The sequence below is a fragment of the Salipiger bermudensis genome, assembly GCF_019801965.1.
Lineage (GTDB): Bacteria > Pseudomonadota > Alphaproteobacteria > Rhodobacterales > Rhodobacteraceae > Salipiger > Salipiger bermudensis_A.
Map to the genome: position 1 here is coordinate 361,602 of NZ_JAHVIA010000004.1, position 11,888 is coordinate 373,489.

11 protein-coding genes are annotated in these 11,888 nt (G+C 69.0%); 8 read left to right on the forward strand and 3 right to left on the reverse strand.

Annotation, left to right across the window (positions count from 1 at the left end):
- Nucleotides 1-25: 25 nt before the first annotated feature.
- Nucleotides 26-1,696 carry a putative transporter gene (locus tag KUV62_RS11205; RefSeq protein WP_222603775.1) on the reverse strand — a complete coding sequence of 557 codons (1,671 nt, stop codon included), beginning with the start codon at nt 1,694-1,696 and terminating at the stop codon, nt 26-28.
- A 271-nt stretch (nt 1,697-1,967) separates the two neighbouring features.
- Between KUV62_RS11205 and KUV62_RS11210 the strand changes: the two genes are divergently transcribed.
- Together KUV62_RS11210 and KUV62_RS11215 are read left to right on the forward strand one after the other, a co-directional pair.
- Nucleotides 1,968-3,263, forward strand: a complete 1,296-nt coding sequence (locus KUV62_RS11210; RefSeq protein ID WP_222603776.1) for an adenylosuccinate synthase — start codon at nt 1,968-1,970, stop codon at nt 3,261-3,263.
- Nucleotides 3,263-3,502, forward strand: a complete 240-nt coding sequence (locus KUV62_RS11215) for a DUF2842 domain-containing protein (protein WP_222603777.1) — start codon at nt 3,263-3,265, stop codon at nt 3,500-3,502. Before KUV62_RS11210 ends, KUV62_RS11215 begins: the two co-directional genes overlap by 1 nt.
- A gap of 158 nt (nt 3,503-3,660) precedes the next feature.
- Here the strand turns inward: KUV62_RS11215 and KUV62_RS11220 are convergent, their stop codons facing one another.
- Nucleotides 3,661-4,194 (reverse strand): peptidoglycan-binding domain-containing protein, encoded by a 534-nt coding sequence (locus tag KUV62_RS11220; RefSeq protein ID WP_222603778.1) that lies wholly within the window; start codon nt 4,192-4,194, stop codon nt 3,661-3,663.
- A gap of 223 nt (nt 4,195-4,417) precedes the next feature.
- Between KUV62_RS11220 and KUV62_RS11225 the strand changes: the two genes are divergently transcribed.
- The 4 genes from KUV62_RS11225 (at nt 4,418) to KUV62_RS11240 (ending at nt 8,288) form a co-directional block, all read left to right on the forward strand.
- Nucleotides 4,418-4,741: a 2Fe-2S iron-sulfur cluster-binding protein gene (locus KUV62_RS11225; RefSeq protein WP_222603779.1), complete on the forward strand. Its 324-nt coding sequence runs from the start codon at nt 4,418-4,420 to the stop codon at nt 4,739-4,741.
- A gap of 4 nt (nt 4,742-4,745) precedes the next feature.
- Nucleotides 4,746-5,456, forward strand: a complete 711-nt coding sequence (locus KUV62_RS11230) for a VCBS repeat-containing protein (RefSeq protein WP_222603780.1) — start codon at nt 4,746-4,748, stop codon at nt 5,454-5,456.
- 79 nt (nt 5,457-5,535) lie between these two features.
- Entirely contained in the window at nt 5,536-6,348 is an 813-nt protein-coding gene (locus KUV62_RS11235) for a TIGR00282 family metallophosphoesterase (RefSeq protein WP_222603781.1), read from the forward strand.
- A gap of 161 nt (nt 6,349-6,509) precedes the next feature.
- Nucleotides 6,510-8,288: an SLC13 family permease gene (locus tag KUV62_RS11240; RefSeq protein WP_222603782.1), complete on the forward strand. Its 1,779-nt coding sequence runs from the start codon at nt 6,510-6,512 to the stop codon at nt 8,286-8,288.
- Between the two features lie 78 nt (nt 8,289-8,366).
- Here KUV62_RS11240 and KUV62_RS11245 read toward each other — a convergent pair whose 3' ends face one another.
- Nucleotides 8,367-9,101 carry a glutamine amidotransferase gene (locus KUV62_RS11245; RefSeq protein ID WP_222603783.1) on the reverse strand — a complete coding sequence of 245 codons (735 nt, stop codon included), beginning with the start codon at nt 9,099-9,101 and terminating at the stop codon, nt 8,367-8,369.
- A gap of 96 nt (nt 9,102-9,197) precedes the next feature.
- On the opposite strand from KUV62_RS11245, the gene KUV62_RS11250 reads away from it, so the two are divergent.
- Together KUV62_RS11250 and KUV62_RS11255 are read left to right on the forward strand one after the other, a co-directional pair.
- Complete coding sequence (locus tag KUV62_RS11250; protein ID WP_222603784.1) at nt 9,198-10,430, forward strand: putative DNA modification/repair radical SAM protein; 1,233 nt, start codon at nt 9,198-9,200, stop codon at nt 10,428-10,430.
- A complete protein-coding gene (locus tag KUV62_RS11255; RefSeq protein ID WP_222603785.1) occupies nt 10,430-11,869 on the forward strand; it encodes a UdgX family uracil-DNA binding protein in 1,440 nt (479 codons plus the stop codon). Before KUV62_RS11250 ends, KUV62_RS11255 begins: the two co-directional genes overlap by 1 nt.
- Nucleotides 11,870-11,888: the final 19 nt, after the last annotated feature.

Here is an 11,888-nt window from a genome sequence, read left to right on the forward strand (position 1 = left end):
CAAGTACCACAGCCCCGCAGCCGCCTCAGAGCAGCAGCAACACCAGCAGCTGCGGCGCGAAGATGCGCAGGCCCATGACCAGCGGGTAGATCGTCGCGTAGGCCACCGAGGCGGCGGGGGAGTCGTCCTGGGCGTTGGCGAAGGCCAGCGCCGGCGGGTCGGTCATCGAGCCCGCGAGCACGCCGCAGAGCGTCAGGTAGTTCAGTCCCAGCACGAAGCGCGCCACCAGTCCCACGATGACCAGCGGTGCCAGCGTGATGGTGGCGCCGTAAAGCACCCACGACAGGCCGTCGCCGGTGATCAGCGTGTCGAGGAAGCGGTCGCCGGCCTTCAGGCCCACGACGGCGAGGAAGAGGATGATGCCGAACTCGCGCAGCGCGTGGTTGGCCGCCGGCGGCATCACCCAGGTGAACGGCCCCCAGCTTCCGAGCCGTCCGAGCAGGATCGCCACCACCAGCGGCCCCCCGGCGAGCCCGAGCTTCAGCGGCGCCGGCAGGCCCGGGACGGCGATCGGGATGCTGCCAAGGAGCACGCCCAGCACGATGCCGAGGAACACGCCCGGGAAATCCACCCGGTCGAGCAGGCGCTTCTCGTCGCCGAGGATGCCGCGCACCTTCTGAATCATGTCGCGCGGGCCGACCACGGTGACGATGTCGCCGAACTCGAGCGTGCCGTCGCCCTGGGCCGGGATCTCGACGCCGGACCGCATGATCCGTGACACCGAGACGCCATAGCTTTCCTCGAGCCGCAGCGAGCGCAGCCGATGGCCCGAGGCGGCGTTGTCGGTGACCAGGATGCGGGCCCAGGAGAGCTCGGTGCCCTGGGTGCTGAGCCTGGTCTCCGATTCGACGCCGAGCACCAGCCGCATCGCCTGCAGCTTCTCGGTGGGGCCGACGAGGTGGAGGATGTTGCCGACCGCGAGCACCGTGTCGCGCTGCGGCACCAGCAATTCGCCATCCTTGCGCATGCGCGACGGCACCACGCCGGCGTCGAACAGACCCGGCACCTGGCCCAGGGTCAGCCCGTCGAGATTCTCGTTGCGCACCACCACGTCGAGCGAGGGCAGCGTGCCCGAGCCCTTGCGGCGTTGCGCGTCATAGGCGCGCGCCTCGGCGGGGATGTCGATGCGGGCGGCGAAGCGCACCAGCAGCATGGTCAGCAGGATGCCGATGATGCCGAACGGGTAGGCCACCGCGTAGCCCAGCGAGGGCGTCGCCACCGCGTCGGCCCCGGCGCCCATGTCCGAGAGCGCCTGCGTCGCGGCACCGAGCCCCGGCGTGTTGGTCACCGCGCCCGACATGATGCCCACCAGCGCCGGCACGGGGATGTCGAAGGCGTAGTGCAGCGCTACCGTGACCGCCACGCCCAGTAGCACGATGGAGGCGGCGAGCGTATTGAGCTGCAAGCCGGATTTCCGCAGTGAGCCGAAGAAGCCGGGGCCGACCTCGATGCCGATGGTGAAGACGAAGAGGATCAGGCCGAACTCGCGCACGAACTCCATCATTTCGGGATTGAACTGGACCCCGGTGCGGCTGGCGAGGTCGCCAAGCGCGATGCCCGCGAACAGCACGCCGCCGATGCCGAGCCCGACGCCGCGAATGTTGAGCTTGCCCAGCAGCAGCCCCAGCACCCCGGCCAGCGCCAGCGCCACGGTGGCCTGCGCCACCTCTCCCAGTCCGAACACCGTCCCGGTCATGGTCCTGTCCTCTCGAAATCGGCACGTCGTGCGGTGCCTTGGCCTCCTTCTCGACCCTTGGGGCGAGTGCGGACAATGCTTTAGATCAAAAAACGTTGTTTGCGCAGGGACCTGCCCAAGAAGCGGCCGGATCTGCCTGTCGCTGCGGCGCGGGGCGTCGGGCGGCGGCCTTGCCTGCAGCGCAGGGCGGGCCACCAATTTGATGGTTTCGCCCGCCCACGCGCTTCGCTATACGGAGCCCGTTTTGGATCTCCAAAAGGACAGGTGAGCTATGGCAAACGTGGTCGTCGTGGGCGCCCAGTGGGGCGACGAGGGCAAGGGCAAGATCGTGGACTGGCTGTCGAGCCGGGCCGATGTGATCGCCCGTTTCCAGGGGGGCCACAACGCAGGCCATACCCTGGTTATCGACGGCACCGTCTTCAAGCTCAACGCGCTGCCCTCGGGCGTGGTGCGGGGCGGCAAGATGTCGGTGATCGGCAATGGCGTGGTGCTCGATCCGTGGCACCTCGTGAAGGAGATCGAGACGATCCGCGAGCAGGGCGTGGAGATCACCCCCGAGACGCTGATGATCGCCGAGAACACGCCGCTGATCCTGCCGATCCACGGCGAGCTCGACCGCGCCCGTGAAGAGGCCGCCGCCAAGGGCGCCAAGATCGGCACCACCGGCCGCGGCATCGGCCCGGCCTACGAGGACAAGGTCGGCCGCCGCTCGGTGCGGGTCGCCGATCTCGCCGACCGCGCCACGCTGGAAAGCCGCGTCGATCGCGCGCTGACCCACCACGACGCGCTGCGCAAGGGCCTCGGCATGGAGCCGGTGGACCGCGAGGCGCTGATCGAGAAGCTGCTCGAGATCGCCCCCGAGGTGCTGCAATATGCCGGCCCGGTGTGGAAGGTGCTCAACGAGAAGCGCCGCTCCGGCAAGCGCATCCTCTTCGAGGGCGCCCAGGGCGCGCTGCTCGACATCGATTTCGGCACCTATCCCTTCGTGACCTCGTCGAACGTCATCGCGGGGCAAGCGGCCACCGGCACCGGCATCGGCCCGGGCGCCATCGATTTCGTCCTCGGCATCGTCAAGGCCTACACCACCCGCGTCGGCGAGGGCCCGTTCCCGACCGAGCTCGACGACGAGGACGGCAACCGCCTCGGCACCCGTGGCCACGAGTTCGGCACCGTGACCGGGCGCAAGCGCCGCTGCGGCTGGTTCGACGCGGTGCTGGTGCGCCAGACCTGCGCCACCTCGGGCGTCAACGGCATCTCGCTGACCAAGCTCGACGTGCTGGACGGGTTCGAGAAGATCAAGATCTGCACCGGCTACGAGCTTGACGGCGAGCTGCTCGACCACCTGCCCATCGCGACCGAGCAGCAGGCCCGATGCGTGCCGGTCTACGAGGAGATGGACGGCTGGAGCGAGTCGACCGAGGGCGCGCGCTCGTGGAACGACCTGCCGGGGCAGGCGATCAAGTACGTGCGCCGCATCGAGGAGCTGATCGGTTGCCCGGTCGCCATGCTCTCGACCTCGCCCGAGCGCGAGGACACCATCCTCGTCACCGACCCGTTCGAGGACTGATGGCGCTTTCGCACAAGACCCGCAAGCGCCTGTCGCTGCTGCTGTTGGTGGTCTGGCTGCCGCTCTACATCGTGGCGGCGGTCAGCATCGTCAACGCGCTGGACCGGCCCTCGATCCTCGTCGAGCTGCTGGTCTACGTGGTGCTGGGCTTCCTCTGGGCGCTGCCCTTCAAGGTCATCTTCAAGGGCGTCGGTCAGCCCGACCCGGATGCGCCGCGCCCGCCGGAGGACAAGGGCTGAGCCCCGCAGCGATGCCGTAGACAAGAAAACGCCGCCCGCGAGGGCGGCGTTTTGCATTGCTGAGAGGGCGCTTGCTTCGGCGGGGCTCGGTGCCGCCCGAGCGGAGCCTGCTCGAAACAGCGAGTGGCGCTCAGACGTCGCCAACCTCCGGCCAAGGCTCAGAAATCACCCAGCGCCTCGATCTCCGCCAGCCGCGCGGCGATCAGCCCGAGCGCACGCGCCGTCTCGACCGAGAGTTGGCCGCTCTCGAGACCGCGCTCGCTCTGGTAGCGCCGGATCGCCGCCACCGTGGGCGCGTCCATCTGCCCGGTCACCGCGCCGTCGAAATAGCCTCGGGCCAGCAGCGCGCGCTGCAGCGAGGACACCAGCTCGGGCGTCACCAGCTCGGGGCAGGGCACCTCGAAGCGCAGCTCGCCGCGCGGGCTGATCACCTTGGGCACCGGCTGGCGGCGATAGATGGGCGGCCGGATCACGGTGCCATCCTCGGCGATCTCGGCCTGAACCACCTGCACCTCGCCCATGACCTCCTCGTAGACCGCGGGCACCACCTCGCGCGCCTGACAGGTGCCATCCGGCATCCGCTCGGGCTCGGGCGGCGCCTCGCCGGGCCAGACCGTGCCGGATTGCTCGGGCGCGGCGCAGGCGGCAAGGATCAGCGCCAGTGCTGCGATCTGGGCGGGGATGCGGGTCATCTGCTCGGGCCTTCGTCTCGGGCGGTGTTTTGCGGAGCAGAGTAGCCGCTTCCGTTTCGGCTGGAAAGCGTTGAGGCTCCGCCTATCGGGTGGCGAGGTTTTGAGCAGTTGCGCCCGCCCGCGACCATGGTTTGAACGGGGAGGGTGGCGAATGGGCTGGCGCAGGTGGCACGCGATGACTAGGAAAGGGGGGCGAATTCGAGACGATGGAGACGACCCGGCCATGGCCAAGATTACCTATATCGAGCATGACGGCACCGAGCACGTCGTGGACGTTGCCAGCGGCATGACCGTGATGGAAGGCGCGCGCGACAACAACATCCCCGGCATTGATGCCGATTGTGGCGGCGCCTGCGCCTGCTCCACCTGCCATGTCTACGTGCATCCCGACTGGATCGAGAAGCTGCCCGCCAAGGACGACATGGAAGAAGACATGCTCGACTTCGCCTTCGAGCCCGATCCGGCACGCTCGCGGCTGACCTGCCAGCTCAAGGTCTCCGACGCGCTCGACGGGCTCGTCGTGCAAATGCCCGAAAAGCAGATCTGATCCGGTGCCGCGCCGGCTGCTGCCCTGCCTCGCCCTCTGGGTGTCGCTGGGAGTTGCCGCCGGCGGGGCGCAAGCGCAGGCGCTGACCGGCGCCACCTATGTCGAGCCGACGACACGCTACGATCACGGCGTGCTCGGCGATGCGGTGGAGTGGGGCGCGTTGCGCCTGAGCCGCGACGGCGCGCCGGATCTGCTGATCCGCCTGCCACAGACCCGCGTCTTCGAGGATCTGGCGCCGCGGCTTGTCGATCTCGGTGAGCACCGCGCCGCGATGGTGGTCGAGAGCGATCTCGAGCGCGGTGCGCGGCTGGCGCTCTACACCGCCGACGGCCTTCTCGCTGCCACGCCCTTCATCGGCCAGCGAAACCGCTGGCTGGCGCCGGTGGGGGCGGCGGATCTCGATGGTGACGGGCAGGTCGAGCTGGCCTATATCGACCGGCCGCACCTCGCCAGGCAGCTGCGCATCTGGCGCGTCGTGCCGGGCGCGCAGGCGCTCCGAGAGGTCGCCTCTGCGCCCGATCTCACCAATCACCGCATCGGCTGGGACTCTATTGCCGGGGGGCTGCGCGACTGCGGCGCCGGCCCCGAGATGGTGCTGGCGAGCGGCGACTGGTCCCGCGTCATCGTGGCGCGGGTGCGCGGCGGCGAGATCACCCGCGAGGCGCTCGGGCCCTACAGCGACGCGGCCATGGCGCGGGCGCTGGCCTGCCGGTGATGCAGCGAGAGCGCGCCTGGAATGCCTTGCGGTCAAAGATCTCTTTGCTTTCGCGCCGCGCGCGCTTAGGGATGCGCACATGAGATTGCTATTTCTTGGTGACGTGATGGGCCGCGCCGGGCGGGCCGCCATCGCGGAAAGACTGCCCAAGCTCCGCGAGTCGTGGAAGCTCGATTTCGTCGTGGTCAACGGCGAGAACGCCTCGAACGGCATGGGGCTGACCGCCGAGCACGCCAAGGGCATCCTCGAGGCCGGCGCCGACGTGGTGACGCTGGGCGATCATGCCTTCGACCAGAAGGACATGCTGACCTTCGCCGAGAGCGAGCCGCGCATCATCCGCCCGCTGAACTTCGCCAAGCAGGCGCCCGGGCGCGGTGCCGGGCTCTTTACCGACCGCCGCGGCCGCAAGGTGCTGGTGACGCAGGTGCTCGGGCAGGTGTTCATGAAACGGCCCTTCGACGATCCGTTCTCGGCGATGGACGCGGTGCTGCGCAAGCACCCGCTGGGCGGGCAGGCGCAGGCGGTGCTCGTCGACGTGCATTGCGAGGCGACCTCGGAGAAGATGGCGATGGGCCATTTCTGCGACGGCCGCGCCAGCATGGTCGTCGGCACCCACACCCATGTGCCCACCGGTGACGCGCAGGTGCTGCCCAAGGGCACCGGCTATCTCACCGATGCCGGCATGTGCGGCGATTACGACTCGGTCATCGGCATGGACAAGGTCGAGCCGATGCGCCGCTTCGTCACCGGCATGGGCAAGACCCGGTTCCAGCCGGCGCTCGGCGAGGCGACGCTTTGCGGCTTCTATGTCGAGACCGACGACCGCACCGGCAAGGCCGAGCGGGTCAAGATGGTGCGGCAGGGCGGACGGCTCGAGGCGATCGGGCCGTGAGCGCCGCGAAGGGGCGGCGTCATTTCGCGTCGCAAATCTGATCTTAACCATATTAGGGCGACACAGGGGCTGTGCCGCCGTCAGCAGCGCACGCCGTCGCGCTTGAAGTTTCACGGCGCTTTGTCAGTATGTGCCGGGTTGAGCAGAGGCAGATTTCCCGAATGCAATTTTTCGACTTGAGCCAGACGGCGCAGGCTTACATCACCCTTGCCACGGTGGTGGGCATGTTCGTGCTCTTCGTCCAGGAACGCTATCCCACCGAGGTCGTGGCCATCGGTGGCGTCGGCGTGCTGCTGATGCTGGGCGTTCTGCCCTATGACGCGGCGCTGGCGGTGCTGTCCAACCCGGCGCCCTGGACCATCGCAGCGATGTTCATCGTGATGGGGGCGCTGGTACGCACCGGCGCGCTCGATGCCTTTGCCAGCTACGCGCAGGGCGAGGTCGCCAAACATCCGCGGCGGGCGATCGCGGTTATCATGTCGGTGGTGATCGTCGCCTCGGCTTTCATGAACAACACGCCGGTGGTGGTGATGATGCTGCCGATCTTCGTGCAGATCTCCAACCAGCTTGGCGTGCAGCCCTCCAAGCTGCTGATCCCGCTGAGTTATGCGGCGATCCTCGGCGGCACCACCACGCTCATCGGCACCTCGACGAACCTGCTGGTCGACGGGGTCGCCCGCACCAACGGGCTCGAGCCCTTCACCATCTTCGAGGTCACGCCGCTGGCCATCATCCTCGTCGCCTGGGGGATGTTCTACCTGGTGGTGGCGGGGCGATTCCTGCTGCCCGAGCGGCACTCGATGGCCGGCATGCTGTCGGACCGGTCGCGGATGAAGTTCTTCACCGAAGCGGTGATCCCGCCCGACAGCAACCTCATCGGCCGCGACGTTTTGGGCGTGCAGCTCTTCAAGCGCGAAGGCGTGCGCTTGGTCGACGTCGTGCGCGGCGACGAGTCGCTGCGGCGCAACCTGCAGGGCGTCACCCTCGAGGTCGGCGACCGGGTGGTGCTGCGCACCCAGATGACCGAGCTTCTGAGCCTGCAGCGGAACAAGGAGCTCAAGCGGGTCGACCAGATCTCGGCGCGCGAGACCACCACCGTTGAGGTTCTGATCTCGCCGGGCTGCAAGATGGTCGGCCGCTCGCTGGGCGCGCTGCGCCTGCGCCGGCGCTACGGCGTCTACCCGCTGGCGGTGCATCGCCGGAACCAGAATATCGGCCGCAAGCTCGACGATCTCGTGGTGCGGGTCGGCGACACGCTGCTGCTCGAGGGTGCGCCGGAGGACATCAAGCGCCTGGCCGACGAGATGGAGCTGGTCGACGTTTCGCACCCCTCGGCCCGTGCCTTCCGCCGCGGCCATGCCCCCGTCGCCATCGGCGCGATGGCGGCGATCGTGATCCTCTCGGCGCTCGGCGTGGCGCCGATCCTGTCGCTGACGGTGATCGCGGTGGCGGTGGTGCTGCTGGCGCGCTGCATCGATGCCGACGAGGCGTTTTCCTTCGTCGAGGGGCGCCTGCTGGCGCTGATCTTCGCCATGCTGGCGATCGGCGCGGCGCTCGACGCCTCCGGCGCGGTCGAGCTGATCGTGCGCGCGGTGGCGCCGTTGATGCAGGATCTGCCGGGGCCGCTGCTGGTCTGGGCGGTGTTCCTGCTCACCTCGGTGCTGACCGAGGCGGTGAGCAACAATGCCGTGGCGGTCGTGGTGACCCCGATCGCGATCTCGCTGGCACAGGCGCTGGGCATCGATCCGCGCCCGCTGGTGGTGGCCGTGATGGTGGCGGCGTCATGCAGCTTCGCGACGCCGATCGGCTACCAGACCAACACGCTGGTCTATGGTCCGGGTGGCTACCGCTTCTCGGATTTCCTCAAGGTCGGCGTGCCGCTGAACCTCACCGTGGGCGTGCTCTCTGCGCTTCTGATCCCGCTGATCTGGCCGCTCTGAGCGCGGCGCCGGGCCAAGATTTTTCGTCCGAAAAATCTTGGCCTCAAGAATCTTAGCCAAGATTTTTGAGGCGGGGCCTCAGCCGTAGCGCTGCACGAAATTGCGCAGGATCTGTTCCGGCCAGATCACCTCCGCCGCCCGACACATGGCGATCAGGTCATCCGCCTCGGAGGGGTCGAAATAGCCCTTGTGGCGGTAGATGCGGATGCGGGTCTCGAACCCGGCCGCATCGGCCTCGGGGTGGAACTGCGTGGCATAGACGTTGGCGCCGTGGCGGATCATCTGGAACGGGCAGGGGCCGGAGCTCAGCAGATGCGCCGCGCCCTCGGGCAGGTGCTGCACCGCCTCCTTGTGGCCCACGAAGGCATCGAACCGCTCCGGGAGCCCCTCGAGCAGGGGATCGCGCGCCCCGGCCTCGGTGCGGCTGCAGGTCACCGCGCCCACCGGCTCGCCATAGCGCGCCTTGTCGACCTCGGCGCCGAGGTGATGCGCGAGGATGCCGATGCCGTAGCAGCAGCCCAGGAACGGCACGTCCTCGGAGGTGATCGCCGGCATCAGGGACAGGCAGGCGGCTTCGATCCGCGCCTCCACCGCCGATTTGCTCTCCGCCGGGTCCGAGACGCAGCCCGGGCCCCCGCCGACGATGACGCCCGCGTAGTCCCGCGGGTCGAGCCCCTCGGGCAGCTCTTCGCAATCGAGCCGGATGCGATGCACCCGCTCGGGGGAGAGATCGCCCTTGGCGAGGAAGGCGGCAAACTCGTCGTCGCTGGCCTCGGCCTCCGGGCGCAGCTGCAGGATCAGGAAACGGCTCATGCGCAAGGCTTTAGCCCGCCGCGTCCGATCCGCAAAGCGCAGATGTGATCGGCCCCCCGCTTGATTGCCCCACCCTGAAGAACATAACATGAACAAATGGCCCGACTCACTCTCGATCAGAAGCTCGCGATTCTCTCCGACGCGGCAAAATACGATGCCTCCTGCGCCTCGAGCGGGGGGCAGAAGCGCGACTCGCGCGATGGCAAGGGGCTGGGCTCGGTCACCGGCTCGGGGATCTGCCACGCCTACGCGCCCGACGGGCGCTGCATCAGCCTGCTCAAGATCCTGATGACCAATTTCTGCATCTACGATTGCGCCTACTGCGTGAACCGGGTGAGCAGCAACGTCCAGCGCGCCCGCTTCTCGCCCGAGGAGGTGGTGACGCTGACGCTCGAATTCTACCGGCGCAACTATATCGAGGGGCTGTTCCTGTCCTCGGGCATCATCCGCAGCCCCGACGAGACCATGACCGACATGGTCCGCATCGCCCGCACCCTGCGGCAGGAGCACGGGTTTCGCGGCTATATCCACCTCAAGACCATCCCCGACGCCGCGCCGGAGCTGATCGAGGAGGCGGGGCTCTATGCCGACCGGCTGTCGATCAATGTCGAACTGCCGACCGACGGGGCGGTGAAATCCTACGCCCCCGAGAAGGACCCGGCGCAGATCCGCAAGGCGATGGCCGATGTGCGGCTCTCGCGCGAGGCCCGCAAGGAGCGCAGCTTCACCGGCAAGCGCCCGCCGCGCTTTGCCCCCGCAGGGCAATCGACGCAGATGATCGTCGGGGCCGACGGCGCCGATGACACCACCATCCTCGGCACCTCGACGCGGCTCTATTCCAGCTACCGGCTCAAGCGGGTCTATTATTCCGCCTTTTCGCCGATCCCCGACAGCTCGGCGGCGCTGCCTCTGATCAAGCCGCCGCTCATGCGCGAGCACCGGCTCTACCAGGCCGACTGGCTGCTGCGCTTCTACGGCTTCGAGCTGGGTGAGATCGCCTCGGCCACCAAGGGCGGCCATCTCGATCTCGAGATCGACCCAAAGCTCGCCTGGGCGCTGGTCAACCGCCACCGCTTCCCGATCGACGTCAACCGCGCCGAGCGCGAGCTGCTGCTGCGCATCCCCGGCGTTGGCACCAAGAGCGTCGGGCGCATCCTCGCCACCCGCCGGCACCGCACCCTGCGCTACGAGGACCTGCGCCGCATGGGGGTCAACCTCAAGCAGGCGCGGCCCTTCCTTACGGCGCTCGACTGGCGCCCGCGCGGGCTCGACGCCGCCGATCTGCGGGCGCGCTTCGCGCCGCCGCCCGAGCAGCTCCAGCTCATCTGATGCGCCGGGTCGTGCTGCCGGAGATCGGCACCTTCGAGGCCTGGCGCGACGAGGCGCGGGCGCTGCTGGGCGCGGGCGTGCCGCCCGAGGAGGTGCTTTGGCATCGCGGCGCGGCGGAGGCCGATCTCTTCGCCGAGGCGCTGCCGCCGGTGACGGGCGGGGCGGTGACGGTGCCCAAGGGCTTCGTCGATCTCGCACGGCTGGTGGTCTGGCACAGCGATCCCGAGCGCTTTGCCCGGCTCTACGCGCTGCTCTGGGCGCTGGGTCACAACCGCCGCCTGCTCGAGGATCGCGGCGATCCGCGCATCGACCGGCTGCGGCGGATGGCCAAGGAGGTCAGCCGCGACCGCCACAAGATGACCGCCTTCGTCCGTTTCCGCGAGATCGGCGATCCCGCCGCTCCGCGCCGTCGCTTCGCCGCCTGGTTCGAGCCCACGCATTACATTCTCGAGCTCACCGCACCGTTCTTTGCCAAGCGCTTCGGGGATATGGACTGGTCGATCTTCACGCCGGATCTCACGGCGCATTACGACGGGTTCGAGATCCGCTTCGCCCCCGCCGAGGCGCGGCCCGATCTGCCCGACGATGCCGCCGAGGATCTCTGGCGCACCTATTTCCGCAACATCTTCAACCCCGCGCGGCTCAAGGTGAAGGCGATGCAGGCGGAGATGCCGAAGAAATACTGGCGCAACATGCCCGAGACGGCGCTGATCCCCGAGATGATCGCTGAGGCCCAGTCGCGGGCGCAGGCGATGGCCGAGGCGGCGCCGACGCTGCCGCCGGTCCGCGCCGAGCGCATCACCGACCGTCTGCGCGCTCCCGAGGCGCCGGCGCCGGTGGGCGACCGCGACGCGCTGCTCTCCGGGCTGGCGGGCTGCCGGCGCTGCCCGCTGTGGCAGAATGCCACCCAGCCGGTGGCGGGCGAGGGCCCGCTCGATGCGGCGCTGATGATCGTCGGCGAGCAGCCCGGCGACCAGGAGGATCTCGCGGGGCGGCCCTTCGTCGGGCCGGCGGGGCAGCTCTTCGACGCGGTGGCCGAGCGCGCCGGGCTGGCGCGTGACCGGGCCTATGTCACCAACGCGGTGAAGCATTTCAAGTTTGCTCCGCGCGGCAAGCGGCGGCTGCACCAGTCTCCGAATTCGGGCGAGATCGCGCATTGCCGCTGGTGGCTCGACATGGAGCGCCAACTCGTGCGCCCGAAGCTCATCGTCGCCATGGGGGCGAGTGCTGCGGAAAGCCTGACCGGCGACGGCCGCCGCATCGGCACGCGGCGCGGCGCGCTCGAGAGCGCGCCCGACGGCACGCCGGTGATGCTGACATGGCACCCGTCCTACCTCCTGCGCCTGCCCGAGGGCGCGCGGGGCGCGGCCGAGGCGGCCTTCGAGGCGGATCTGCGCCGCGCCGCCGCGCTGATCGCCGAGGGCGATCCCGCCGCCTGACACCCCAGGGGCGCAACAG